Here is a 25,261-nt window from a genome sequence, read left to right as displayed (position 1 = left end):
AAAAGGTTTTTTGACTCTAAAAGAGGGAAAGCTGTTTTTGGAAATCTTAAAATGACTTAGAAGTCATCTTTTTGGTACATATGCGCCATACGCTCATGTTTGGTCTTTAAATACTGCTCATTAAACGGATTTAAACCCACCGTTAACGGCACGCGATCCACCACATTAATCCCTTGTTCACGTAGCGCTTCAATCTTCAGCGGGTTATTGGTAATTAACCGCACCGCTTTGACTTGCAGATGATCCAGCATAATGCTGCACATATCATATTGACGGGCATCGGCTGGCAGATTCAGCATTAAATTGGCATCTACCGTGTCATGTCCCTGATCTTGCAGGGCATAGGCACGAATCTTGTTGGTCAGACCAATGCCGCGTCCTTCCTGACGTAAATATAAAATCACCCCTTGTCCGGCTTCATTAATCAGGCGTTGGGTGGCCTGTAATTGCGGGCCGCAGTCACATTTTAATGAAGCAAAGGCATCCCCGGTTAAACACTCGGAATGGACACGAACCAGTACCGGTTCGGTCGGGGCCTGTTCCAGACCTTTAGACAGTGCAACATGCTCTTCGCCAGTTTTCGGATCTTGAAATACAGTAATTTTAAATTCACCAAAAGCGGTTGGTAGTCTTGACGTTGCGACAAATTCTATAGGCACAGTTTTACCCGTTAAATTGTTCATGAATGCGTTAAAGTATAGCCTAATGCTCAGACATTAGTAGAATAGGATTGCTGAATTTCTGCAGAAGATTTTCTTTTTTGTAGAAAGCGAACGATAATAGTTGATAAATAGCAAGGTTATTCAGGATAATCTACGCCACCTAAACACTGCCCGACTGAAATCATTGCTCAAAACTACATCGCTAGAAATGTGGCTGATTGAAGATGGTACAATTCGACTATATGATCGAGTAACTCCCCCTTGACCTAGCTTAGGTTTTGCCAGGCTTTAGAAGGCTTTGCCACATATGTTGTATACAGAAATACCGACTCAACGCCCTGTAACACCGTTGCTGGATAGCATAGATCATCCACAACAATTACGTTTACTCGCGCAAAGCCAGTTAGCACAAGTGGCGGATGAGTTACGTCAATTCATTTTGTATGCAGCAGGGCAAAGTGGCGGGCATTTCGGTGCCAATTTAGGGGTCATCGAACTGACTGTGGCTTTGCATTATGCGTTTAATACGCCACATGACCGCCTGATCTGGGATGTCGGTCATCAGGCTTATCCACATAAAGCCTTAACTGGACGCCGTGAACAGCTGACCACCATTCGAGCCAAAGATGGTCTGGCCGCGTTTCCGGCCCGTGAAGAATCTGAATTTGATACCTTTGGCGTCGGACATTCATCCACCGCGATTTCTGCCGGTTTGGGCATGGCGCTGGCTAGCCGTTATCAGCAGCAGCAGCGTGAAGTGGTGGCAATTATTGGTGATGGTGCCATGACCGCCGGCATGGCCTTTGAAGCCATGAATGATGCGGTGGCGCATCAGGCCGATTTAATGGTCATTTTAAACGACAATGATATGTCAATTTCCTGCAGCACCGGTGGTTTTGCCAAACATCTGGCGGCGCTGTGGCAGCGCGGCGAAAGCGTGCATATTGATGCTGCTGGCGAGGCCTATATCCAGCCACATCCCGAGTGGAACTACACCTCACGTTTGCATTGTGCTGCAACCGATGCGGCTGATAATTTATTTAAAGCGATTGGTTTTGATTATTTTGGTCCTTTTGATGGCCATGATGTTGATCAGCTGGTCAATGTATTCCAGGCACTGAAAAAGCGTAAAGGCCCGCGTTTAATCCACGTTTATACCAAAAAGGGCAAAGGCTTTGCCCCGGCAGAAGCGGACCAGATTAAATATCACGCAATTAGTAAAATCAACAGCAGCGCGTCTGCAGCAGCGGCACCTAAATATTCCGATGTTTTTGGCCAATGGCTATCTGATGAAGCTGCACAAGATTCACGCCTGCTGGCGATTACTCCGGCCATGTGCGAAGGTTCGGGCATGGTGCAGTTTGCCAAGCAATATCCGGAGCGTTTCTTTGACGTAGCCATTGCTGAGCAGCATGCCGTGACCTTGGCCGCCGGAATGGCTTGTGAAGGTTTAAAACCTGTGGTCGCAATTTATTCGACTTTCCTGCAACGTGGTTATGATCAGCTGATTCATGATGTGGCGCTGCAAAATCTGGATGTCACCTTCGGTATCGACCGGGCAGGTCTGGTCGGTGAAGATGGTCCAACCCATGCCGGAGCCTATGACTATGCCTACATGCGCACCGTACCGAATATGGTGATCATGGCGCCGAAAGATGAAAATGAATGCCGCCAGATGCTACACACGGCTTATCATTATCCGGGGCCGGCAGCGGTGCGTTATCCACGTGGTAATGGCGTTGGAGTCGAAATTCAGCAGCAATTGAACCTGATGGAGATCGGTCAGGCAGAAATTGTGGCGCGTTTTAATGAACAGTCGGATGAGCAGATTGCCATTTTGGCCTTTGGTAGCCGGGTCTATCCGGCCATTGAAGCAGCACAGGCATTTGCAGCCCGGCATGACATTGCCGTGCAAGTGGTGAACATGCGTTTTGTGAAACCGCTGGATGAAGCCATGATTGAACGCCTGGCTGAAAACACCCAGCTGTTTGTAACCGTAGAAGAACATGCAGTGATGGGCGGCGCGGGCAGTGCCGTCAGTGAATATCTGGCCAAGGCTCAGCTGGTCAAGCCTATTATTCACTTAGGCCTGGATGACAGCTTTATGCAACAGGCCACACATAGCCAGATGTTGCAGCAGGCCGGTCTTGATGCCGCCGGTATCGAGCAGGCCATGACCCAGGCCTGGAACAAGCTGACCGAGAGCGTTTCATCCTGAAGCAATAAATTTTAGAAACATTTATTCCCCAAAAGCCCCAATATTTGCTAAAATGTTGGGGCTTTTATGCATTATTCTTTATCAGTATCTTCAAATTTGTAGTGGGTGTTCAATGGAACCTATGGTGGTGATGGCTGCGCGTGCGGCTCAAACAGTTGGTCAAGAGCTTTTAAAAGCGCATCAGAATCGTCATAAACTCGATCTACAAGTCGAAGAAAAAGGAATTGATGGTCCAGTAACGCGTGTTGACCGTTACCTGGAACAGTTGACCATCGATACCCTACGTAAAAGCTATAAAAATCATAGTTTCTTGGGTGAAGAGTTCGGTCTGCAAGAAGGTAAAGGTCATGATGCCGATTGGTGCTGGGTGATCGATCCTTTAGACGGTACGCTTAACTTCATCAACGGTTTTCCGCATTTCTGTATCTCTATTGCTGTTCAGCACAAAGGCGTGACTCAGCACGGCGTGATCTATGATCCAGTCAAAGACGAATTGTTCTCTGCCAGCCGTGGTCGTGGTGCCATGCTTAATCAGCGCCGTATCCGCGTGAATGTTAAAGACAGCCTGGAGAATACGTTCCTGGCTGTGGGTCATGCTTACCGCGCCAAACGTAATGGTGAAGTGGTGTCGTATGCCAAAAACCATTTCGAATCATTATTGAACGTGACTGAAGCCGGTGCGCAATATCGCCGTGCAGGTTCTGCTGCGCTGGATCTGGCTTATGTGGCAGCTGGTCGTTTAGATGGCTATTTCGAGCTGGGCCTAAAACCTTGGGATATCGCAGCGGGTGAGTTAATCGTCAAAGAAGCTGGTGGTACTGTAGTGGATGCACGTGGTGGCAGCGATTCTATGGACAATGGTCAGGTACTTGCGTGTTCTATGAAAATGCTGAAGCCTTTAATGAAGGCAGTAGTACCTGCCTGGGGCGACGCGGCAAAATAATAGACGCATTGAGTGAAATGACAAGGCTTGCTCCCAAGCCTTAAAAAACAGCCCGCCCAGTCGGGCTGTTTTTTTTGCCTGTTATTTGTGCTTGATTTAATTCAAGTTTAACGACTGGTACAGAAATTAACGCAAAAGTTGATTAAATTAGATGACTTTTAAAATAATCCTGCTATAATCCGCCCACGCACTTAATTTCCGTTCATTACCTGAACATTTCTCTTCTAATCATTGTGTATGCGCGTGCGGTCCAAAGAGAGGACGATATCTCGCGCCCCAATCGCTAAAGCGATTCCTTCAGGTTAAGCCGTAATCATGCGTGCGTTATATCAACATCGTCGTTACTCGGATCGCCGCTGAATTCTTAAATTTTCAGCGTTCAATGCTGTGCCGCTTTTTGCCGATGTCCATTTGACTTTATTATTATGGAGCACCCAATTCTCGGGTGAAATACTCTATGAGCAAAACTTTTGCTGATTTTCCTCTACACGAAACTTTACAACAAGCGTTAGACGCTCTTGGCTTTACTGCGCCTACGCCTGTACAGGAACAGTCAATTCCTGCGGCATTAGAAGGTAAAGATCTTCTTGTATCAAGCCAAACCGGTTCGGGTAAAACTGCAGCGTTCCTTCTCCCAACGCTGAACGCACTTGCAAACCAGGACACATTCGTTCCGTTTAAAGAACGTATGAAAGCCATTACTCAGCCATCTATTCTGGTACTTTGCCCAACACGTGAACTTGCTCAACAGGTGAGCCAGGACGCGATTGCATTTGTACGTCACATGAAAGGTGTTCGTATTGCTGCGATCATGGGTGGTATGCCTTTTGGTAAACAAATTCAACAGTTAAAAGGTGCACAAGTGGTTGTAGCGACGCCAGGTCGTCTACTTGACCTTGTCAACCGTCGTCAAATCAAACTCGACAAAGTTAATGCGTTAATCGTTGACGAAGCTGACCGTATGCTGGACCTGGGTTTCTCTGAAGACCTGGAAGCAATCAGTGATTTGGCTGCAAACCGCGAACAGACCTTAATGTTCTCTGCGACATTTGCACCACGTATCATCACGCTTGCTGAACGTATGATGAATGAGCCAGAACGTATTGCGATCGAAACTGGTCACTCTACTAACACTGACATCACTCAAACGCTGCACTGGACTGATGGTTTCGAGCACAAGAAAAAACTGCTAACGCACTGGTTGAGCGAACAGGATCTTGATCAGGCTGTTGTATTCGCTTCTACCCAAGAAGATACCGATATGCTGGCTGAAGAACTGGCTGAAGCAGGTCACTCAGTTGTTGCACTGCACGGTGCAATGCCACAAACCGTTCGTAACCGCCGTTTACGCAGCATTCGTGAAGGTCGTGCCAAGATTTTAGTTGCAACTGACGTTGCAGCGCGTGGTCTGGACGTACCGACTATTTCTCACGTGATTAACTTCGGTCTGCCAATGAAGAACGAAGACTATGTACACCGTATTGGCCGTACTGGTCGTGCCGGTCGTACTGGTAAAGCGATTACTTTGGCGACTTACCGTGAACGCGGTAAAATTCGTGCGCTTGAAGATTACTTAGATGCACGTTTAGAAGTATCTGAAATTGAAGGTTTAGAGCCATCTCCACCTCCAGCACGTCCACGTCGTGACGGCGGTCGTGGTGGTAAACGTGACGGTGGTCGCGGTGGCCGTGGTGGTTTCGGCGGTGGCCGTCGTTTTGAAGGCGAAAGCAACTTCAAACGTCGTGAAGGCGGTGATGACCGTCCACGTCGCAGCTTCGACGACAAACCACGTGGCGAGCGTCCATTTGGTGAAGACCGTCCACGTCGTGAATTCAACAGCGATCGTCCGCGTCGTGAAGGTGGCTTTGGCGACCGTCCACAGCGTTCTTTCGATGACCGTCCACGTCGCGAATTCAACAGCGACCGTCCACGTCGTGAAGGTGGCTTTGGTGACCGTCCACAACGTTCTTTCGATGATCGTCCACGCCGTGAATTCAACAGTGACCGTCCGCGTCGCGAAGGTGGTTTCAACGAGCGTCCACGTTTTGACAGCAATGATGACAACCGTGGCAACCGCGTAGACTACAAACCACGTCGTGAAGGTGCTTTCGGTGACCGTCCTAAGCGTGATTTTGGCGACCGTCCAGCGCGTTCATTCGGTGAAGATCGTCCACGTCGCGAGTTCAACAGCGACCGTCCACGCCGTGAAGGTGGTGACCGTCGTCGTAAATTCAACGACTAAGTTGAACTGAGCGAATTCAGAAAACCGGTGCTTGCACCGGTTTTTTATGCGAGAAAATTTGAATTTTGATGAGGAAAATGTATACTGGTTCAAGTTTATTTAAGAATATATTAAGCGATGTCTCATTATCATTCGCACAAACTGCTCGGTGTGTCATCTATGAAAGAGGTGCTTATGCCATATATTTTTTTGGTTTTGCTGCTCTGTAACCTCATCTTTTTTATTTACAGAACTTTTGCCTAAGTTGCATCTCTTTGTTTCTACACTCAAATTAGACCATAATAAAATTGTACAACTTGTACACAGTTTAAAAGAATTTCATAGATAACAATTTGTTCTCCAATCCTTTATAGTATGCATGCTGAAAAAATGCAGGAAAATCCTCAGCTATGAATAATCAGACACCTCTACAGGCGCCAGCACTGATTGAAGTCAATCACCTGAGCTTTAAACGAGGGGAGCGGGTCATTTACGACAATGTCAGCTTAAAAATTCGACGTGGGCAGATTACTGCAATTATGGGACCGTCAGGCACGGGTAAAACCACCTTGCTGCGTTTAATTGGCGGGCAGCTCACTCCGGATCAGGGTGAAGTGCTGCTCGATGGCAAAAATATCGGGAAAATGTCACGTCAGGAGCTGTTTGCAGCACGGGCACGAATGGGCATGCTGTTTCAAAGCGGTGCCTTGTTTACCGATATGACGGTTTATGAAAACGTGGCCTTCCCGATTCGTGCACATACCCGTTTACCCGAACATCTTATTGCCGAACTGGTGGCTTTAAAGCTGGAATCGGTGGGTTTGCGTGGTGCCGAGCAGCTCATGCCGTCTGAACTGTCTGGCGGGATGAACCGTCGTGTGGCTTTGGCGCGTGCCATTGCGCTGGACCCGGAACTGATTATGTACGATGAACCTTTTGCCGGTCAGGACCCGATTGTGATGGGCGTATTGACCCGTTTAATCCGTTCATTGCGTGAAGCACTGGATTTAACCACCATTATTGTGTCGCATGATGTGGCCGAAACCCTATCCATTGCCGATTATATTTATGTGGTGGCGGAAGGGAAAGTGCAGGGTGAAGGCACCCCAGAACAATTAAAACAGCATGCCTCGCCTTTTGTACGTCAGTTCTTAACCGGTTCAGTTGAAGGCCCGGTCGACTATCAGTTTAGCCATCAACCCTATTTGAGTCATGAGGTGCATTCAGCATGAATGCGATTGCTGCATTAGGACGCCGTGTGATTGAGCGGGTACGTGGTATAGGCGTTGCCACATTAATGCTGCTCCAGATTTTATTTTCCATGCCAACCTGGATTGGCGTGAAACTGTTTATTTACCAGATGTACCGCGTCGGGGTGATGTCACTGCTGATTATTGTGGTGTCAGGTTTATTTATTGGTGCGGTGCTGGGTCTGCAAATGTACAGCATTCTGGTGACCTTTGGCAGTGAAGCCATGCTGGGTACCGCTGTGGCCCTAACCTTGCTGCGTGAGCTGGCGCCGGTGGTTGCGGCCCTGTTATTTGCTGGCCGTGCCGGTTCTGCCTTAACTGCGGAAATTGGCCTGATGAAAGCCACTGAACAGTTATCCAGTATGGAAATGATCGGGGTCGATCCTTTAAAACGGGTCATCTCGCCACGTTTATGGGCCGGGATTTTCAGCTTGCCGATGCTATCCGTGATTTTTGCTGCAGTCGGCATTATGGGCGGTAAATTCGTTGGGGTAGATTTTTTAGGCGCCGATGAAGGCTCTTACTGGAGCGGTATGGAAAGCACCGTACAGTTCTATAAAGATATCTTTAACGGCACCATTATTAAAAGTTTTGTTTTTGCATTAATTTGTACCTGGATTGCGGTCTACCAAGGCTATGCCTGCGAGCCTACGTCTGAAGGTATCGCGACATCTACCACGCGTACCGTGGTGTATTCATCGCTTTGTGTTTTAGGTTTTGATTTCGTATTGACTGCGGTCATGTTCGGAGGTGTTTAATGAAATCACGTACTAGTGAGCTGGCCGTCGGTGTTTTTGTCATTCTGTTTGGTATTGCTTTATTCTTCCTAGCGATGCGGGTCAGTGGTCTGGTGGGCACCACCATTCAGGACAGTTATTCCATGACTGCAACGTTTGACAATATTAACGGGATCAAGCCGCGTGCCAAAGTGGCCTTAAGCGGGGTTAAAGTCGGGCAGGTCGAATCTATTACTTTAGATCCGGTGACGCGTCTGGCCACTGTGACCATGATTCTGGATGGTGAGCTGACCACCTTTAATCAGGAACAGTTACAACAGGTGCAACAATATGCCCTGGAAGAGTTGCGTTACAGCAGCGAATACACGGAAGCCGATCCTGCGCAACAAAAAGCAATGGAAAAGCAACTATTGGATAACATGACCTCCATCACCAATATCGATGAAGATGCTTACATAATGGTAGCAACCAATGGTCTTTTAGGTGAGAAGTACCTGAAGATTGTACCGGGTGGTGGTCTGAATTATTTAAAACGTGGTGATCAAATCAGCAATACCCAAAGCACCATGGAAATCGAAGACCTTGTGACCAAGTTTGTGACCGGTGGCGCAGGCAACAAGTCATCATCCGATAACCCGGCAGATGAGACATCCGCTGAAACAACAGATGCAGAAGTGTTATTTGTTGAGTAATTGAGAGGAGAAATTTTAGTGAAGACATTGTTCAAACAAACCTTGACCGCAAGTGTTTTGGCCACGCTGGTGGCAGGTAGTGCATTTGCTGCACCAACCGAAACTCCTCCCGCATTTATCAAGAAAGTGGCGGATGGTCTGATTTCGCGTTTAAAAGCCGATCATGCCAAACTGCAAAATAATCCGGCCTTGGTGAAAACCATTGTGCGCCAGAACCTTGATCCGTATATCGATTCACAAGCCTTTACCCGGATTGTGATGGGAACCTATGCGACCAATCAGTACAGTTCGGCTGCACAGCGTGCCCAGTTTGAAAAGAATTTCCGTGAAACCCTGATTGAAAACTATGGTTCAGCCTTTGCGAAATTCAGCAACCAGACTTATACCTTACGTCCGTATAAAGCCAGCAACAGCAAGAACCCGGTAGTGACCATCGACTTTAACAACAAAGGCGAGAAAATTCCGGTATCGTTCCAGCTGGTCGATAAAGGCAATCAGTGGAAAATCCGTAACATCAACGTATCCGGGATTGATTTAGGTCTGCAGTTCCGTAACCAGTTTGCAGCCAACGTCAAACGTAATGGCGGCAATATTGATAAAGCGATTGCGACCTTTAAACCAGATGCAGAAGCTGCGGTTGATAAAAAATAATAGGACGTGCTGTGATTGAATATATAAATCAGGAACTGCGGGTTTCCGGGAAAATTGACTTTAACAATGCCGAGCAGTATTACCAGCAGGGGCTGCAGCTGATTCAACAGCAGCCCGCCCCGGTGGTGGTGAATCTGGCCGAACTTGAGCAGGGCAGTACCCTGGCTTTGGCTGTGCTGGTGCGCTGGTTAAGACAGACCCCGGATGCGCAAGGGCTGGTCTTTAAAGCCGTCCCGGAAAAAATGATGAAGATTATTCAATCCTGTCATTTGCAGGATGATTTACAGCTCAGCGCTTAAACAAAAAGCACCTCAACCGAGGTGCTTTTTTATGGCGTTAAGTTTCTCTCTTTACCTAAGGGAGGTGAGGAGGGATGAAGGATTAGTGAAACCAGCCCTCTCTCTAACTCTCTCCCTTAGGGAGAGACATGTCGCATTAAATCCATTTCTTCCATCTGAAGTAAATCAGCGGCCCGATAAAGAAGCCAATCAGGATAATACTGACAATAATAAAACTGGTGGTGCCTTTGGCAAAAGGCAGTACATCGGTGTTCATGCCATAGACACTGGCCACCAGCATTGGCGGTGCCAGCATACTTGGTAAAATCGAGAAGCGACGGATGGTGTCATTCTGTTCGGTATTAATGAAGCCCGAAGTAGTATCGAGCAGGAAGCGCACTTTCTGGAACAGGAAGGCATCATGTTCGACCAGTGAGCGTACATCTTCACTCAATTCGCGGATATCGGCATCATAAATATGACTGCCCAATGCACGTGGACGGGCTAAAAAGGTCAGCACACGGCGTAAATCAATTAGACAGAGCTGGGCTTTTCCAAGCATGTCTTCCAGTTGTGCCAGCCGGGTAATCATGTCATCGAGGTCTAAAATCATTTCCCGGTGGCGGTTATTCAGCACTTCGGTAGAGTATTTTTCCAGGTCCTTGTGGATATCTTCCAAGATATCCGCAAGCTCATCCAGCTTGGCTTCTAGCAGACCGAGCAGCACCCAGGTCGGGTCTTTATAATCAATTTCATAATCATTGCGCCGTGCACGGGCACGAAAGGCACGAAAGGCCACCAGTTTTTCACCGCGCAGGGTTAGCAGACGGTCCCGGTTTAAAATAAAGGCAACGGTTTGTACCGTGGCGAGAATGCTGGAATTTTCTTCTGATTCATCATCGACCTGATAGTTTTTATTTTTCGTTAAAAAATAGGTGCTGATGTGTAAAACCCCATCATCATCACGGTAAAATCGGGCAGATGAGGAAATGTCTTCCAGGGACTTTAAGGTGGGTAAATCCTGCCGGTAGGCGTCCATGACCCACTGTTGTTCTTCTTGTGAAGGGGCGATCAGGTCAATCCAGACCAGTTCTGGATGCAGGTCGAAGCCGCCGTTGATGGTGGCATCTTCCAGACTACCGCGCTCTGTGGCGTAAAAGGCTTCAAGCATTAGTCTTTTCTCCCTTGCGCAGTATGGGTTTTATTGATGGGTGTATTTTAGACAAGGATTTGATTAAAAACACTGTTTGAAGTGCTAATTTATTTAAAAAACCAGCTCAAGGGTATATTTGCGGCATCATAGCCGCTGAACATGGTGAAAAAATGACAAATTCAATTGCAGTCTTCTGTGGCTCGGCTTTAGGTTCCGATGCGGTTTTTGTGGACACGGCGCAGCTGGTCGGGCAAACGATTGCAAAACAGGGCAAAACCCTGGTCTATGGTGGTGGTCGCTCCGGGTTAATGGGCGTGGTCGCAGACAGTGCCTTGCAGGCCGGTGGTGCCGTAATTGGCGTGATTCCGGAGCCGCTGGTTGATCGCGAGCTGGCCCATCCCGGTTTAACCGAGCTGCATGTGGTAAAAAATATGCATGAGCGTAAAACCAAAATGTCAGAACTGTCCGATGCCTTTATTGCCATGCCGGGCGGTGCCGGTACGCTGGAAGAAATTTTTGAGCAGTGGACCTGGGCCCAGCTGGGAATTCATTTAAAACCGAATGCCTTTTTAAATGTTGAAGGTTTTTATGATGATCTGCTGCGCTTTATTCGCATGACCACTGACAAGGGCTTTACCCATGCACGTTTTACCGAGGCATTAATTGTGTCCGATTCTATGGATGAGATTTTAAGCCAGTTTGAACGTTTTCAGGCGCCTGAACCGAAATGGGGCATGGCTGACCGTCAAGCCTTGGTGAAATAAATATGAACACCATTACCGTAGCTGCGGCCATTATTCTGAACGAGCAGCAGCAATTGCTGCTGGTACGCAAACAGCACACCCAATGTTTTATGCAGGTTGGCGGCAAGCTGGAAAGCAATGAGCCACCGGAGCAGACCATCTGCCGGGAAATTGCGGAGGAAATTGGCTGTCAGGCCCAGATTAAACAGTTTGTTGGCCGTTTTGAAACCGCTACAGCCAATGAGCCGGATCATCGTCTGGTCAGTTATGTCTATTATGTGCAGCTCGATCAGGACCCGCAGGTTCAGGCAGAAATTGCGGAAATGAAATGGATTGAACTGGGGGATAAGACGACACGTCTGGCACCGTTAACCACAGAAGTGGTGATTCCCTGGGTGAAACAGCAGCTGTTACAGTCGGCTTAAGGCTGGCTGTCTTTTTGAAATGATTTATCCGTCGGCACTGGCAATACACACCGCATAGACCTTGTGACAGCCAAGTTGCTCCAGCTGCTGTTTTAGCGTACGAATTGAGCTGCCGGTGGTGACCACATCATCAACAATTAATACCCGGCGATAAGGCCGGCCGGCATCGGGTCGCAGCTGGAATTGCTGGTCCAGATTTTCCAGTCGTTCCAAGCGGCTTAAGCCTTTTTGACTGTGTTGATGGCGCCGTACAACCGGTTGCCAGATTGGTAGCTGTAAATGGCGTGCCAGCACCTGAGCCAGCAGCAGGGTATGATGATAGCCACGCTCTGCCAGTCGCTCGGTTGCCACCGGCATCGGGACAATGGCCTGTACCCGTGGATAGGTCAATTCACACAGGCTGCCCGCCAGTAAAGACTGATAATGCAGTTGCTGCTCATATTTGAATTGCTGAATCATCCGGTCGACTGGATAACGATAATGACAGGCCACCTGAATCTCGGTTTCCTGCCGGTAGACGTTTGCTTTTAACCAAGGCAGTTGTTGCAAACAGTCTGCACAAACCCGGTACTGCTGCTGGGCCGCACTGCCACAGAGCTGGCAGGACAGTAATTTTTGTAATAGCGTACGGCTATGCGCCAGCAGCTTAAACATAGGCATAACGTGGTGCTTCCGGCAGCCAGCGTTTGAGCAGGGCCTCGGCCTGCTCGGGATAATCTTTCAGCATCTGCTGGGCCACATAATGTGCCTGATTCAGCAGATGATCATCGCGTTCCAGCTTGGCCACCCGAAAGCCCATATCTCCGGTTTGTTTGGTGCCCAGCAACTCCCCGGGGCCGCGCAGTTCCAGATCTTTTTCGGCAATCACAAAGCCATCATTGCTTTCTCTTAAAATCCGCAGCCGTTCCTGGCCGTTTTGCGACAGCGGATGCTTATACAGCAGGGCACAGAAACTGGCTTTGGCGCCCCGACCGACCCGGCCACGCAGCTGATGCAATTGCGACAGCCCTAAACGCTCGGCATTTTCAATCACCATAATTGAAGCATTCGGGACATCGACGCCGACTTCAATCACGGTGGTGGCAATCAGCAATTGTAGCTGGTTGTCTTTAAACTGCTGCATCACCGCCTGTTTGTCATCAGCCTTCATTTTGCCATGCACCAGACCAATATTCAGTTCCGGAAAGCGTTCCTTGATTTCAGCAAAAGTCGCTTCGGCAGCTTGCGCATCCAACGTTTCTGACTGTTCGACCAGGGTGCAGACCCAATAGGCCTGTTTGCCTTCGGCACAGTTGCTGGCAATACGCTGTAGTACCTGTTCACGCCGGTCCAGTGGAATGGTCACGGTCTGAATCGGGGTACGGCCCGGCGGCAGCTCATCAATAATGGAAGTGTCCAGATCGCCATAGGCGGACATCGCCAGCGTACGTGGAATTGGGGTGGCGGTCATCACCAGCTGATGCGGAGTCATGTGATTCAGACCCTTGTTTCTTAAGGCCAGCCGCTGATCGACCCCAAAGCGGTGCTGCTCATCAATAATCACCAGTCCCAGCTTGGCAAATTCGACATTGTCCTGAAACAGCGCATGGGTGCCGACCACCAGCTGGGCGCTGCCATCCTGAATAATCTGTTCGGCGCTGGCGCGGGCCTTGCCTTTCTGTTTGCCAGAGAGCCAGGATACGGTCAGTCCCAAAGGTTCAAACCAGCGTTTAAAGTTTAAATAATGTTGTTCAGCCAGAATCTCAGTCGGTGCCATCAGCGCCACCTGCCAGCCTTCTTCCAGTGCATGACAGGCCGCCACCGCCGCCACCAGCGTTTTGCCGGCGCCGACATCGCCTTGTACCAGTCGCAGCATCGGCTTGTTTTGTTTCAGGTCCTGGATAATTTCCTTGGACACCCGTTTTTGTGCGCCGGTCATGCTAAACGGTAAACCGGCCAGTAACTGCTTGGCCAGACGTTGGCTGGGCGCAAAAGCTGGCGCTTCAATCTGCTGGATATAAGCGCGGCGGGTCAATAAACTGACCTGATGTGCCACCAGTTCCTCAAAAATCAGCCGCTGCTGGGCTGGATGCGAACCCTGACCAAGCTGCAGCATATTGGCACTGGTTGGCGGCTCATGGATATATTCCAGCGCCTGTTTCAGTGCATAGCCGTTGGTAAATTTTTCCGGCAACAGTTCCGGCAGATCATCACTGTGCTGTTTCAGCGCCTGTTTGACATAGTCGCGCAGTTTGGGCTGGGTCAGCCCTTCGGTGCTTGGGTAAATCGCCGTGAGTTGGGTTTTCGGCAGCGGAGTATGCTCGCTGATCAGCTGGATTTCCGGATGATACATTTCCAGACCACGTGCGCCGACCCGGACTTCACCAAACACGCGCAGGCGGTTGCCGACTTTGGCACGGTCGGTTAGGCCTTTATAAATATGATAAAAACGTAAGGTGACTTTGGCGCTGTCATCATCCAGCAGAATTGCCATCGACTTGCGTTTGCCGGGTGGGAAATCGACCCCTTTGACAATGCCTTCCAGTAAATAGCTGCGGCCGACGTTCAATTGGTTCATCGGAATGATCGTGCTACGATCTTCATAATCACGCGGCAGATGAAACAGTAGGTCATCTGTGGTGAAAATATTCAGTTTTTCCAGTAACGCGGCAGCAGCAGCGCCAACGCCTTGTAATTGATGGACTGCGGCCATGTCCCCTCAACAATGGTAATGAGCAAGTGGGTTATGCATATTTTATTTATCGGTTATGGTAAAACATCTGCACGTGTGGCTAAACAACTATTTCAAGCCGGCCACCAAATTACCACAATTAGCCGCAGCCGGAAAAGTGATGTGCATGCAACGCATCTGATTCAGGATGTGCAGCAGCTGGATTTAAGCCAGCTGGCGCCCATTGACTGGGTCTATGTGCTGCTCAGTCCGGGTCAGAGTACGCCGGAGGCCTATCAGCAGACCTATCTGGATTCGGTGCAACCAATTGTAACGGCGCTGGCAGCGCATCCGGTGCGTCGTATGGTGGTGGTGTCATCGACCCGGGTGTATGGACAAAATGCCGGGGAATGGATTGAGGATACCACACTGCTTCAGCCGCCAGATGCACAGGCAGACATTCTGCTCAAGATGGAGCAGGCCTATTTAAGCGCTTATCCGGAGCGTTGCACCATTATCCGGCCCAGCGGTATTTATGGCAGCTCAATCGCAAGGATGGTCAAGCTGGCGCACACGCTCACTGAATATCCAAACCGGCACTGGTCTAACCGGATTCATATTGATGATCTGGCGCGTTTTCTGGCACAGATGATTCACGTGGAACATCTGCAGGAGAGTTATATTGTCAGTAATGGTCAGCCGCAACTGCTGCATGAAGTGGTGCAATGGTTTCAGCAGCAGCTACATCGGCCGTTATTAACCCTGACCAGTCCGCACGAAACCGGCAAGCGGATTCGACCGAAACGGATGCAGGACAGTGGTTTTAAGTTACAGCATGATGACTGTTTTCAGGATTATCTGGCCCTGTTACAGCAAGCGGATGTGAACTAAGAATTTTTCATTTTATTGAGGATGGCTGATATTTCCCGCACCTTTGCACGAAGGCAAAGATACGGGTTATGGACGGTTTTTTTATTTCTTTTTACGTTTTAAGCGACGTTTGGCTTGCTGTGCGGCTAGTGCATCTAGTGCATCTTTCAGTTCTTCATCGCTAAAGGTGGTGATGTGTTGCAGCATTTGCAGGGTTACATCATCCAGCACCAGATTGGCATACTGCGCCACATTGCTAAAGTTCTCATCAAAGACAATGGCATTGTCGCTGTTGGTGCTGATATAGCCTTGCTGGGTCAGCACTTTAATAAAGCTCTGGAACAGGGCCTTATCGAAGAATTCCGGTGAGTTGAACTCATACAGCACCGATAAACGCTGACCAACCAGATGACTCAATTCTTCAACCTGACGGGCGGAAATATTGCCTGAACCGCGCTGGGTAATCAGAGCCAGGGTCATGTAGTAGCGTTCCAGACTTTGCATCACCGGCGCAGCCAGCACCACCAGCTGGTTATGGTCTTCACTGTTTGGCGCCGGAGAAAGCAGATTCCCTTCAGCATCTTCACTAATTAGTTTGGCCTGAATCAGCCCATCGGCATAGGCACAGATCTGCTGTTTCAGTTCTGCTTCATTCCATTTCAGGAACAGCTCGGCTTTCAGGAACGGATACAGCGTACGAATTACATTAATTAAATCGCCACGCTTGATTGAACCATTGTGCTCCACCAGTGCCGCCACCAGAGATGGCAGGACAAAGGCATGCAGAATATTGTTACGGAAATAGGTTAGCAACACCGCCTGATTGTCTTCAATGGCAATAATATCGCCCAGAACGTGTTGTACACGTTTGATTAGTTTCAGCTTCAGACCGTAGGCAATAATTTCCTTGCCTGAAAGCGGGGTGATGTGGGTGCGCTCATCGTAAGGCAGGGCAGTAAGCAGGTCACGATAGGTATCCAGCTGCTTGATACAGATCGCTTCATCTAAGGTATGTTTTGGCGTGGCCAGTAAAATCAGTGATAACAGTGATACTGGATTAATCACCACAGCGCGGTTAATGTTTTCCAGAATCGCATAGGCCGAGCTGTTTACCGCATCGGAGACTTCTTGCGGAATCGGATCGTCATTTTTTTCGATACTGATCTGTTCGGCGTCATGCTGTTTTAGCATGTCATCTAAAAAGACTGGCTCGCCAAAATTCACATGCACTTTGCCAAAAATACGCTCGATTTTTCTCAAGGTTTTCAGAATACCGACAATGGATTCGGCTTCTTTCGGTTTACCCTGCATTTCACCGACATAGGTCGAACCTTCCATCAGGCGTTCATAGCCAATATAGGTCGGTACAAAAGCAATCGGTTTGGCGCGGCCACGTAAATGTCCATGTACGGTCATGGCCAGCATGCCGGTTTTTGGCGGCAACAAGCGGCCGGTACGCGAACGGCCACCTTCAATAAAGTATTCCAGCGGCGTGTTACGCGACAGAATGCTGTACAGATATTCCTTAAATACGGTGGTGTACAGGCCATTGCCACGGAAAGTCCGGCGAATAAAGAAGGCCCCGCCACCGCGTAATAACTGACCGACAAAGGGCATGTTCAGGTTATCGCCAGCCGCAATATACGGCACCATCATGCCGCGTTTATAAATCACATAAGACAGCAATAAATAGTCGATATGACTGCGATGGCACGGGGTATAAATAATTTCGTAGTCTTTGGCCAGTTCACGCACGGTGCTGAAATTATGCACCTCGACGCCATCATAGAGCTGGGTCCATAAACGGGTTAGCGCCGTTTCAGCAAAGCGGATGGCGGCATAGGAATAGTCCGACACGATTTCATTTAAATAGCCAATGGCACGGCGCTCGGCTTCAATCATGCTGATTTTACTGCGGATGCTTTCGCGGCGAATGGCTTCTTGTACATCCGGCGCTTTAATCAGGCTATGCATGACGTTACGGCGGTCCGATAAATCGGGACCTAATACCACTTCGCGCTGGCTGTCTAAATAATTATTTAAGGTATTAATAATACAGGTCGCCGGCGACAGGTTTGGTGCCTGCATCTTGGCGGTCTGCACCATCGCTCTTAAAGACTGTGCCTCATGAAATTCCAGATAGGATTGGCGACCATGCAGGCCAATATTGACCAGCTGCTTGACGGTGCCCGGCGTGGCCCAGGTATCGGTCAGGAGCAGTTTGAGCCAGGAATCTTCTTTATCTGGTGCGCGGCCCCAGAGGACCGTGACCGGAATCAGCTCAATATCCAGTTCCGGGTGCTGTTCCAGCAGTTCAATCAGGCGTAGTAAACGCGGCGGAAAGGCGTGCGGCGGCGGATTCAGCAGATTGTTTTCATCATAGTGCTGTAAAAACAGAATCGAAGCTTTTTCCTTGTGCTGGCCAATCTGCATCGGGTCTAATGCTGGCGGCAGCTTTAAGCGGCGTGTTTCACCATCAAGGACCAGGGCATTGCTGCGGGAATGGTTCTGTAGCACATAGCAGACAATTTTCTGGGTCGGCTGTTCTGAATGGTCTGTCGCTGCTGCTTCGGCAGGAACCTCGCCCAGTACATGCGGGGTTACCACCAGATCAAGCAGTTTGCTTGAAAGCTGACGATAAATTTGACCAAAACCACTCTTGGACATACCAACTCCTAAATCAATGACCAGTACCGCAGATTATCTGAGGGAAAAATAATGAATCTAATTGTAGCGAAAAATAGCCTGACATTTTCTGACAAATTCTATCTTTAGTGCTCAATTTTATCGTTAAAAATCGTATTTTTAGTGCGGCGCATTATACGGGAGCCGTGACAGGGCAGTCAGTTAAACTTTAGTGTTTTAGTCGACAAATATGGCAAAATAGGCAAGATTGAGCTGTTTCTATTTTGCTTGTTTTGATTTTTAAATATCCCGACATAGGTTTCCCCGCATGAATGCACTGACTCAGGAACTGGTTGAACTGCTTAGCCTGGAAAAACTTGAAGAAAATATCTACCGAGGCATCAGCCGCAATCTGGTCGGTAAGCGCGTGTTCGGTGGACAGGTACTGGGCCAGGCACTGCGTGCAGCCTCGTATACCACCGACCGTCCGGCGCATTCCTTACATGCCTACTTCCTGTTTGGCGGCGATGTCAACGCACCGATTATTTATGAAGTGGACCGGATTCGTGAAGGCAAGAGCTTTGTTAGTCGTCAGGTGCGAGCCATCCAGCATGGCCGGACCATCTTTATGTGTATGGTGTCTTTTGCTGCGCCAGAAGAAGGGCTGAATTACCAGATTTCCGAGCCTGAATATCCGGCACCGGAACAGTTAAAAAATGAAGCAGAACTGGTACAGAGCATTGTCGAGTTTATTCCAGAAAACGTTCGCGCCAGCTTTACCCGTGACCGTCATGTGGAAATCCGCCCGGTGAATCCAAGCAATCCGTTTCAGCCGCAGCCGGAAGCGCCGTCTTATGCGCACTATATCCGTACACATAGCCCGATTGCAGCGGAGCAGGATGAAATTGCCTTGCATCAGGCCATTGCTGCCTTTTATTCAGACTTTACCCTGATGACCACCGCGCTGCGTCCGCATGGCCTGAGTTATCTGTCGCCAAGTCTGCAATGTGCCAGTATCGACCATGCCATGTATTTTCATAAGCCATTCCGGGTCGATGACTGGATGCTATATGATATGGAAGCCACCATCAGCAACAGTTCGCGTGGCCTGAGCTTTGGCCGTATGTGGCAAAACGGTGAGCTGGTCTGTAGCACCACCCAGGAAGGTTTAATTCGCCTACGCGAAATTGAAACTCAGTAAACCAATATCAATAAAAAAAGCCGAATCAGTCGATTCGGCTTTTTTTATCCTACCTTCAATGGCAATGCGGCAAATCGCTTGGTGCATGTTTATGGCAGCCTTGTGCCTTGCTGTTGCCCGAAGAATGGGCAAAAACCTGAGAGGTGCTACAAATTAGTGCAAGAATAAGGGCGAGTTTTTTCATGAGGTTACTCTTTTAGTCTTAAAAACAAGGTAATGCACTGATAAAGCACATCTTATGCCAGTTTTTCTGGCACCGGGCTTTTTTCCTGAGCTGGATTTGCTTTTGACAAAATAATGCTCGATTCAGCGCAGCTCGCATGGCATAGTGCCAAGCAAGATGACATCACAATATATGCACCCATGAGCTTAAATACACAAATTCTGGTGGCCGCAATTTTAGGGGTTCTATTCGGGTTTTTGTTGAACCTGTTGCCGGGCAGCGCATTTTATGACGGCAGCTTATATGGCCTGAGTATTGCCAGCAGTATTTTTATCGGCCTGCTGAAAATGCTGCTGATTCCCCTGATTTTCAGTTCGATTGTAGTCGGGGTATCCAACCTGCAGGCTTCTGGCCAGCTGAGCCGGGTCTGGAAAATTACCTTGCTGTGCTGTGTGACCACCACCACATTGGCACTCATTTTAGGTCTGGCCTGTGCGCATCTGTTTGAAGTCGGCAAAGGTGTAGATGTGCGTTTATTCCAGGACGCGATGAGCCAGCATCAGACGCCAGATACCTTAACGCCGTCGTCTTTCTTCACCAATTTTATTCAAAACACCCTGATTAATCCGTTTAAGGCCTTTGCCGAGGGCAATGTGCTGGCGGTGGTGGTGTTTGCCTTATTTGTCGGGGTGGCGCTGGTCAAAGGCGGTGAGCAGTTCCGGACTGTGCGCCGGCTTAGTCATCAGTTTTTTGACATTATGATGCTGATGATCGGCTGGGTGATGAAACTGGCACCGCTGGGGATTTTTGCGCTATTGGCCAAGCTGATTGCCACCGAAGATGTGACCGTGCTCAGCCGTCTGGCTGAGTTTGCCGTAGTGGTAACCGGCACCACGATTTTTCATGGTCTGGTGGTACTGCCGCTACTGCTATGGCTATTTGGAAAAATGAATCCGGTGACCTTCTTTAAAGGAACCCGCGCTGCTTTAATTACTGCATTTGCCACCAGTTCCAGTTCGGCCACCATGCCACTTTCGATGAAATGCGCCCAGGAAAATCTGAAGGTGCGTCCGCAAACAGCTGGCTTTGTAATTCCGCTCGGTACACAGCTGAATATGGATGGCACGGCCTTATATGAAGCCGCTGCGGCACTGTTTATTGCCAATTTAATGGGACTGGATTTGACCTTGGGCCAGCAGTTGGTGGTCTGTGCCACCGCCATGATTGCCTCCTTGGGCGCGCCGGGAATTCCAAGTGCCGGCATGGTCACCATGATTATGGTGCTGCAATCGGTCGGTCTGCCGGCAGAAGCAATTGCCATTTTACTGCCGATTGACCGTTTGCTGGATACCGTACGTACCGTAGTCAATGTCCAGGGTGATATGATGATTAGTGTGGTGGTTGACCGTTATACCCGCGACGATAAGATCGCAACTCAATCCTGAGTATCTTCCCAGCACGGATTCCAGACCACTTCCCAAAGATGGCCATCGGGGTCCTGAAAATAACCGGCATAACCGCCATAAAAGGTGGCTTGTGCCGGTTTGACAATGGTGGCACCGGCACGCTCGGCCTGCTGCATCACCTGATCTACGTCCAGCGGACTATGCACATTATGCCCCAGACTGATTTGGGTCGGGCAAAAACGGCTCAGGGGCAGGCCTGAATCTTGCGCCAAGGCAGCCTGCGGCCACAGTGCCAGTGTCAGGCCTGAATCCAGCGTAATAAACGCCACTGCGCCCTGTTCAAATTCCTGCCCGACGATACCTTCACTCTGCCAGCCCAAACCTTGCTGATAAAAGCGCAAAGCTGCGTCTAAATCCTGCACAGCCAGCGTGATCACACTCAAAGATGCGCGCATTGTTCCTGCCTTTTCATTCAAGTCTGATTTTTATCTTAGCGGAAATCTGGCTCGACACAGTGCTGCCTGTGTCGGGCAATTGTATCTCTGCAATTCTGCACCAGGTGGATGCTTTACGCGACTTTAAGCTGGGCGCGCTGTGCCGCCGGGGAGGCTTGCAGATAGGCCAGCGCATCTTCGGTTTTGGCTTCATGCAGCGGGTCATACCACGGCATTAAATAACCCAGCTGCTGTGATACCAGCCAGAATGGTGAGGGCAATAAGCCGTTATTGGCCTGTGCAGTGCGGTACCATTCCCGCCAGATCCACGGTTTATACAGGGCCGGCCGGATTGATGCATAACGCGGGTCCTGACGCATAATATGCGCCGCACCATCGACCCAGAGACCAATTACTCCAGCAATCACCAGCAGGCTCAGATAATAACGGGCCAGATAACTGCCACCCAAATGCCGATACAGGTCAAAGGCCACGGTGCGATGCTCGATTTCTTCTGCGCCGTGCCATTTGACCAGATCCAGCATGGCCGGGTCGGCACCCTGACGCTGCCATTCGCGGTTATACAGCGCATATTTACCCAGCACGCAGGTCATGTGTTCTACCGTGGCAACAATGCCTAAACGGAACAGATCCCAGTGCCGTTCGCTCCATTGCGGCAATTGCAGACCTAAAGGCCGATCGGCCAGTAACTGGTTAAACAGTCCGTTCATCAGGCTGATATTGCGCTGAATATCAATCTGGCGTTCGCTTAAATAATCCTTGTTGGCCGAGTTATGCGCCTGGGCGTGCATGGCTTCCTGGCGGATAAAGGCCTGCACATCCTGTTTTAGTTTTTCATCCTGAATCTGCGGCAAAACCTTGTTGTACAGCCGGCAAAACCAGAACTCGCCGGCCGGCAGAATCATGTTAATTTCGTTAATAAAATAACTGGCAAAAGGCTGCTGCGGAATCCAGTCGATGGGGGTGTCCTGCCATTCAAAGCGGACTTTACGCGGTTGAATAAAGTAGCCAATGGATGAGCCACGGGCAGCACGGCGAAAACGTGCGAGGAGTTTTTTCATGCTGTATTGCACCTCTAAAATGTGATGCGGTTCAAATTATGCTCAGCATGAGTATGAAAAAAATATCCCCCATTGAAACTAGCAATAGGGGACATTCCAATATCAATAGATGTAAATTATTGTCAGACAGTTTTGAGTTGTTGCAAAGCTTATGGCTCTTTGGCGGCCGTTTCAGTCAGCTGTTCAACAGCTTCTGTATCCGGCAGCTCTTCTGCTTCCAGTTCATCTGCCGTGGCTTCCGGAATGCTGGCCAGATCAAACTGCTGCGATTGTTCCAGGGTAAAGTTCAGACGACCGGCCATTACACTGGCCAGTTCTTCCAGACCCTGACGATTGAGTGAGGAGAACAGTTGAATCGAGAAATCCAGCTTCATCTTTTTCAGCTGCTGTTTTACTTCCAGCAGGACTTTATTGGCCGGGCCACGATTCAGCTTGTCGGATTTGGTCAGCAAAACATGCACAAACAGATGACGGGAATAAGCCCATTCCAGCATCATCACATCAAAATGCTGTAGTGGATGGCGAATATCCATCAGTAACACCAGACCCTGTAAGCTCTTGCGATGAATCAGGTAATTTTCCAGCTCTTTTTGCCAGACAATTTTCATCGATTCCGGTACCGCGGCATAGCCATAACCCGGTAAATCGACCAGACGCTGCTCCGGATTGCCCAGACTAAAGAAGTTGATCATCTGGGTACGGCCCGGTTTTTTCGAGGCACGTGCCAGCTGTTTCTGGTTGGTTAGGGCATTAATCGCACTGGATTTGCCAGCATTGGAACGTCCGGCAAAGGCCACCTCATAGCCGCTATCTTCTACACAGAGATTCAGCTTTGGCGCACTCATCAGGAATTCGGCTTTACGTAGCCAGTTCAGGGCACGAACGGCATATTCGGTAATCGCAGGATCAGCCTTTTTCTCATAGCTAATCTTTTGCTTCGGCGCATTAGCGGCCTTAGTGTTTTTCGATTTTCCTCTGCTATGGTGCATAACTTAACTTCATCACTGCTTTTACAAAGCGGTATTATAGATCAACTCGCGCAGACACGCGAACTTTGCTGTAGCCGTGTGCAAAAGTTATCTGACTCAGAGATTGATCAGCTGAATTGGCGATTGTGTGCTCCACTGTGCCGGTGCAGGAGTATCTAACACGTCGGACAGGGTGTACTGGTCCAGACTCTGATAAAACTGTTCCAGTGCCTGATCTAAAATGCCCTTTAAACCACAGCGGCTGCGCAGCACGCACGGCGGGGTATTACATTCCACAATCTGGGTTTCACGTTGCAAAATACGCACGATCTGGCCCAGCTTCAGTGCCCGTGCATCCGGATTTAAACGCAGGCCGCCCCCTTTACCGCGGGTGGTAATCAGCCATTCCTGTTTGCCCATGAAATGCACAATTTTAACCAGATGGTTTTGGGAAACATGCAAATCCTGCGCAATTTCCGCAATCGTATACGGCAGATCTCGCGGTGGGGAGATATACAGCAGAATACGTAATGCATAGTCGGTGAATTTATTTAATTGCATGATCGCACAAATATTTTTTCAAAGTTGAAATACAAGAAGGCTAGTCTACCATAAGCAGACTAGCCCTCCTATGTTTTACACGTGTGGGGTTTTAGTGACGTACACCACCCGTACCAAACGCTTCACTGTGAATCTGTTCGGCTTTAATACCACGTGCCAGTAAGGCTTTTTGCTGCTCGGCCATGAATGGCATTGGGCCACACAGGTAGTAATCAGCATTTTCCGGTAATAAGGCAGCATCCATGGTGCTCAGGTCCAGACGACCGGCCACATCATAATCCTGACCTAACACATCTTCGGTATTCGGGAATTCATAGGCTGTAAAGGTATGAATACGTGGATACTTCGCCTTGATGTCCTGAATATGCTGTTTCATGGCATGTACCTGTTTGCTGCGGCAGGCATGAATGAAGGTCACCGGTTGTGGCACATCTAAAGTGACCAGCTGGTTCAGCATCGCAATCATTGGGGTTAAGCCAACACCACCACTGATGAACACATTACGTTTGTTGCTGTCGATCAGGTAGAAGTTTCCGGTTGGCGCTGAAATTTCAAGTTCTGCACCTTCTGGCAGCTGATGCAGCGCATTAGATACCCAGCCTGCAATCTTGTCGGCGCCATTACCCGGTTCGCGTTTCACTGAAATACGTAAGTAGTCTTGCTGCGGGCTGGTTGACAGCGTGTATTGACGTGGTTGTTTCAGGTCCAGTTCAGGGACAAAAACACGTACTGAAATGTATTGGCCGGCTTCATATTTTGGTAAGGCACCACCATCGACCGGTTCAAAGTAGAACGAGGTAATTTCGTCGCTTTCTACCACTTTCTTGGCGATTTTGAAATTACGCCAGCCTAACCAGCTGCCTTGAGTTTGCTGATGCTGCTCGTAAATGGCACGTTCGGTATTAATAAACACTTCTGCAAGCTGGCCATACGCGGCGGCCCAGGCATCAATCAGTGGATCATCCATGGAAATATTCAGCACTTCGCTGATGGAGTGCAGCAGGTTTTCACCGACAATATTATAGTCCGGAGCTTGAATATTCAGACTGACATGCTTGTGTGCGACCAGTTCAATTACTGGCGCCAGTACTGATGGATCTTCAATATTTTCTGCATAGGCCAGTACCGCACCTGCCAGTGCCTGCGCCTGCGCACCACTGCGTTGATGACCCAGGTTAAAGGTTTCTTTAAGGTCCGGATTATTCCCCAACATGCGGTTATAGAAATAGCTGGTCAGGGCCACACCATTTTCACGTAGAACAGGAACAGTTGCTTTTACAAGGTCAATTTGCTGTGGAGTCATGGCTGATCTCTCATGGCTGGTTATT

Annotated in this window: 23 protein-coding genes; 13 read left to right on the top strand and 10 right to left on the bottom strand. The window is 49.1% G+C overall.

Annotated features, from left to right (window positions below):
- Window positions 1–56 precede the first annotated feature (56 nt).
- Complete coding sequence (ribA, locus tag FTT89_RS05155; RefSeq protein ID WP_034598236.1) at window positions 57–659, bottom strand: GTP cyclohydrolase II; 603 nt, start codon at window positions 657–659, stop codon at window positions 57–59.
- A 310-nt stretch (window positions 660–969) separates the two neighbouring features.
- Between ribA and dxs the strand changes: the two genes are divergently transcribed.
- The 8 genes from dxs (at window position 970) to FTT89_RS05115 (ending at window position 9,673) form a co-directional block, all read left to right on the top strand.
- The gene (gene dxs, locus FTT89_RS05150; protein WP_005180334.1) at window positions 970–2,880 is read left to right on the top strand and encodes a 1-deoxy-D-xylulose-5-phosphate synthase; all 1,911 of its coding nucleotides are present in this window, start codon (window positions 970–972) and stop codon (window positions 2,878–2,880) included.
- Window positions 2,881–2,992: 112 nt separating this feature from the next.
- Window positions 2,993–3,823: an inositol monophosphatase family protein gene (locus tag FTT89_RS05145; RefSeq protein ID WP_034597976.1), complete on the top strand. Its 831-nt coding sequence runs from the start codon at window positions 2,993–2,995 to the stop codon at window positions 3,821–3,823.
- A gap of 457 nt (window positions 3,824–4,280) precedes the next feature.
- Window positions 4,281–6,065, top strand: a complete 1,785-nt coding sequence (locus FTT89_RS05140) for a DEAD/DEAH box helicase (protein WP_005180331.1) — start codon at window positions 4,281–4,283, stop codon at window positions 6,063–6,065.
- Window positions 6,066–6,454: 389 nt separating this feature from the next.
- Window positions 6,455–7,276, top strand: coding sequence for an ABC transporter ATP-binding protein (locus FTT89_RS05135; RefSeq protein ID WP_005180329.1), 822 nt, complete (start codon window positions 6,455–6,457; stop codon window positions 7,274–7,276).
- Window positions 7,273–8,052 carry a lipid asymmetry maintenance ABC transporter permease subunit MlaE gene (mlaE, locus tag FTT89_RS05130; protein ID WP_005180328.1) on the top strand — a complete coding sequence of 260 codons (780 nt, stop codon included), beginning with the start codon at window positions 7,273–7,275 and terminating at the stop codon, window positions 8,050–8,052. The genes FTT89_RS05135 and mlaE overlap by 4 nt, the downstream gene beginning before the upstream one ends.
- Window positions 8,052–8,723, top strand: coding sequence for an outer membrane lipid asymmetry maintenance protein MlaD (locus tag FTT89_RS05125; protein WP_180172732.1), 672 nt, complete (start codon window positions 8,052–8,054; stop codon window positions 8,721–8,723). The genes mlaE and FTT89_RS05125 overlap by 1 nt, the downstream gene beginning before the upstream one ends.
- A gap of 18 nt (window positions 8,724–8,741) precedes the next feature.
- Entirely contained in the window at window positions 8,742–9,374 is a 633-nt protein-coding gene (locus tag FTT89_RS05120; protein WP_005180322.1) for a phospholipid-binding protein MlaC, read from the top strand.
- A gap of 11 nt (window positions 9,375–9,385) precedes the next feature.
- A complete protein-coding gene (locus FTT89_RS05115) occupies window positions 9,386–9,673 on the top strand; it encodes an STAS domain-containing protein (RefSeq protein ID WP_180172731.1) in 288 nt (95 codons plus the stop codon).
- Between the two features lie 136 nt (window positions 9,674–9,809).
- On the opposite strand, the gene FTT89_RS05110 is transcribed toward FTT89_RS05115, so the two are convergent.
- Window positions 9,810–10,823 (bottom strand): CorA family divalent cation transporter, encoded by a 1,014-nt coding sequence (locus FTT89_RS05110; protein WP_005180320.1) that lies wholly within the window; start codon window positions 10,821–10,823, stop codon window positions 9,810–9,812.
- A gap of 152 nt (window positions 10,824–10,975) precedes the next feature.
- Between FTT89_RS05110 and FTT89_RS05105 the strand changes: the two genes are divergently transcribed.
- Together FTT89_RS05105 and FTT89_RS05100 are read left to right on the top strand one after the other, a co-directional pair.
- Window positions 10,976–11,569, top strand: a complete 594-nt coding sequence (locus FTT89_RS05105) for a TIGR00730 family Rossman fold protein (protein ID WP_005180318.1) — start codon at window positions 10,976–10,978, stop codon at window positions 11,567–11,569.
- Between the two features lie 2 nt (window positions 11,570–11,571).
- Window positions 11,572–11,973 carry an NUDIX domain-containing protein gene (locus tag FTT89_RS05100; protein WP_180057072.1) on the top strand — a complete coding sequence of 134 codons (402 nt, stop codon included), beginning with the start codon at window positions 11,572–11,574 and terminating at the stop codon, window positions 11,971–11,973.
- A 24-nt stretch (window positions 11,974–11,997) separates the two neighbouring features.
- Here the strand turns inward: FTT89_RS05100 and FTT89_RS05095 are convergent, their stop codons facing one another.
- A complete protein-coding gene (locus tag FTT89_RS05095; RefSeq protein WP_180172730.1) occupies window positions 11,998–12,633 on the bottom strand; it encodes a ComF family protein in 636 nt (211 codons plus the stop codon).
- Window positions 12,620–14,665 (bottom strand): ATP-dependent DNA helicase RecG, encoded by a 2,046-nt coding sequence (recG, locus tag FTT89_RS05090; protein WP_016658521.1) that lies wholly within the window; start codon window positions 14,663–14,665, stop codon window positions 12,620–12,622. Before recG ends, FTT89_RS05095 begins: the two co-directional genes overlap by 14 nt.
- A gap of 33 nt (window positions 14,666–14,698) precedes the next feature.
- On the opposite strand from recG, the gene FTT89_RS05085 reads away from it, so the two are divergent.
- Window positions 14,699–15,514 (top strand): NAD(P)H-binding protein, encoded by an 816-nt coding sequence (locus FTT89_RS05085; protein ID WP_104488169.1) that lies wholly within the window; start codon window positions 14,699–14,701, stop codon window positions 15,512–15,514.
- Between the two features lie 81 nt (window positions 15,515–15,595).
- On the opposite strand, the gene plsB is transcribed toward FTT89_RS05085, so the two are convergent.
- Window positions 15,596–18,160: a glycerol-3-phosphate 1-O-acyltransferase PlsB gene (plsB, locus tag FTT89_RS05080; protein WP_180087779.1), complete on the bottom strand. Its 2,565-nt coding sequence runs from the start codon at window positions 18,158–18,160 to the stop codon at window positions 15,596–15,598.
- Window positions 18,161–18,446: 286 nt separating this feature from the next.
- Here plsB and FTT89_RS05075 point away from each other — a divergent pair, with 286 nt between their 5' ends.
- Complete coding sequence (locus FTT89_RS05075; protein ID WP_180172729.1) at window positions 18,447–19,319, top strand: acyl-CoA thioesterase II; 873 nt, start codon at window positions 18,447–18,449, stop codon at window positions 19,317–19,319.
- A 363-nt stretch (window positions 19,320–19,682) separates the two neighbouring features.
- On the top strand, window positions 19,683–20,927 hold the full coding sequence (locus FTT89_RS05070; protein WP_160243677.1) for a dicarboxylate/amino acid:cation symporter: 1,245 nt from the start codon (window positions 19,683–19,685) through the stop codon (window positions 20,925–20,927).
- Here the strand turns inward: FTT89_RS05070 and FTT89_RS05065 are convergent.
- The 5 genes from FTT89_RS05065 to hmpA form a co-directional block, all read right to left on the bottom strand.
- Complete coding sequence (locus FTT89_RS05065; protein WP_127799321.1) at window positions 20,918–21,343, bottom strand: VOC family protein; 426 nt, start codon at window positions 21,341–21,343, stop codon at window positions 20,918–20,920. The genes FTT89_RS05070 and FTT89_RS05065 overlap by 10 nt on opposite strands.
- 113 nt (window positions 21,344–21,456) lie before the next feature.
- Entirely contained in the window at window positions 21,457–22,404 is a 948-nt protein-coding gene (locus tag FTT89_RS05060) for a metal-dependent hydrolase (protein ID WP_127801050.1), read from the bottom strand.
- 149 nt (window positions 22,405–22,553) lie between these two features.
- Window positions 22,554–23,393, bottom strand: coding sequence for a ribosome biogenesis GTP-binding protein YihA/YsxC (gene yihA / locus FTT89_RS05055; RefSeq protein WP_005180304.1), 840 nt, complete (start codon window positions 23,391–23,393; stop codon window positions 22,554–22,556).
- A 96-nt stretch (window positions 23,394–23,489) separates the two neighbouring features.
- Window positions 23,490–23,933: an Rrf2 family transcriptional regulator gene (locus FTT89_RS05050; RefSeq protein WP_160240938.1), complete on the bottom strand. Its 444-nt coding sequence runs from the start codon at window positions 23,931–23,933 to the stop codon at window positions 23,490–23,492.
- A 91-nt stretch (window positions 23,934–24,024) separates the two neighbouring features.
- Window positions 24,025–25,236, bottom strand: coding sequence for an NO-inducible flavohemoprotein (gene hmpA, locus FTT89_RS05045; RefSeq protein WP_005180299.1), 1,212 nt, complete (start codon window positions 25,234–25,236; stop codon window positions 24,025–24,027).
- Between the last annotated feature and the right edge of the window lie 25 nt (window positions 25,237–25,261).

The sequence above is a fragment of the Acinetobacter sp. YH01025 genome (assembly GCF_013420185.1).
GTDB lineage: Bacteria > Pseudomonadota > Gammaproteobacteria > Pseudomonadales > Moraxellaceae > Acinetobacter > Acinetobacter indicus.
This window is presented reverse-complemented; position numbering and strand designations above follow the sequence as displayed.

What these genes read in the sequence shown, in the direction of transcription:
- dxs (WP_005180334.1), top strand. Translation starts at nt 970, where the DNA reads ATGTTGTATACAGAAATACCGACTCAACGCCCTGTAACACCGTTGCTG.
- FTT89_RS05145 (WP_034597976.1), top strand. Translation starts at nt 2,993, where the DNA reads ATGGAACCTATGGTGGTGATGGCTGCGCGTGCGGCTCAAACAGTTGGT.
- FTT89_RS05140 (WP_005180331.1), top strand. Translation starts at nt 4,281, where the DNA reads ATGAGCAAAACTTTTGCTGATTTTCCTCTACACGAAACTTTACAACAA.
- FTT89_RS05135 (WP_005180329.1), top strand. Translation starts at nt 6,455, where the DNA reads ATGAATAATCAGACACCTCTACAGGCGCCAGCACTGATTGAAGTCAAT.
- mlaE (WP_005180328.1), top strand. Translation starts at nt 7,273, where the DNA reads ATGAATGCGATTGCTGCATTAGGACGCCGTGTGATTGAGCGGGTACGT.
- FTT89_RS05125 (WP_180172732.1), top strand. Translation starts at nt 8,052, where the DNA reads ATGAAATCACGTACTAGTGAGCTGGCCGTCGGTGTTTTTGTCATTCTG.
- FTT89_RS05110 (WP_005180320.1), bottom strand. Translation starts at nt 10,823, where the DNA reads ATGCTTGAAGCCTTTTACGCCACAGAGCGCGGTAGTCTGGAAGATGCC.
- FTT89_RS05105 (WP_005180318.1), top strand. Translation starts at nt 10,976, where the DNA reads ATGACAAATTCAATTGCAGTCTTCTGTGGCTCGGCTTTAGGTTCCGAT.
- FTT89_RS05100 (WP_180057072.1), top strand. Translation starts at nt 11,572, where the DNA reads ATGAACACCATTACCGTAGCTGCGGCCATTATTCTGAACGAGCAGCAG.
- FTT89_RS05095 (WP_180172730.1), bottom strand. Translation starts at nt 12,633, where the DNA reads ATGCCTATGTTTAAGCTGCTGGCGCATAGCCGTACGCTATTACAAAAA.
- recG (WP_016658521.1), bottom strand. Translation starts at nt 14,665, where the DNA reads ATGGCCGCAGTCCATCAATTACAAGGCGTTGGCGCTGCTGCTGCCGCG.
- FTT89_RS05085 (WP_104488169.1), top strand. Translation starts at nt 14,699, where the DNA reads ATGCATATTTTATTTATCGGTTATGGTAAAACATCTGCACGTGTGGCT.
- plsB (WP_180087779.1), bottom strand. Translation starts at nt 18,160, where the DNA reads ATGTCCAAGAGTGGTTTTGGTCAAATTTATCGTCAGCTTTCAAGCAAA.
- FTT89_RS05075 (WP_180172729.1), top strand. Translation starts at nt 18,447, where the DNA reads ATGAATGCACTGACTCAGGAACTGGTTGAACTGCTTAGCCTGGAAAAA.
- FTT89_RS05070 (WP_160243677.1), top strand. Translation starts at nt 19,683, where the DNA reads ATGAGCTTAAATACACAAATTCTGGTGGCCGCAATTTTAGGGGTTCTA.
- FTT89_RS05065 (WP_127799321.1), bottom strand. Translation starts at nt 21,343, where the DNA reads ATGCGCGCATCTTTGAGTGTGATCACGCTGGCTGTGCAGGATTTAGAC.
- FTT89_RS05060 (WP_127801050.1), bottom strand. Translation starts at nt 22,404, where the DNA reads ATGAAAAAACTCCTCGCACGTTTTCGCCGTGCTGCCCGTGGCTCATCC.
- yihA (WP_005180304.1), bottom strand. Translation starts at nt 23,393, where the DNA reads ATGCACCATAGCAGAGGAAAATCGAAAAACACTAAGGCCGCTAATGCG.
- FTT89_RS05050 (WP_160240938.1), bottom strand. Translation starts at nt 23,933, where the DNA reads ATGCAATTAAATAAATTCACCGACTATGCATTACGTATTCTGCTGTAT.
- hmpA (WP_005180299.1), bottom strand. Translation starts at nt 25,236, where the DNA reads ATGACTCCACAGCAAATTGACCTTGTAAAAGCAACTGTTCCTGTTCTA.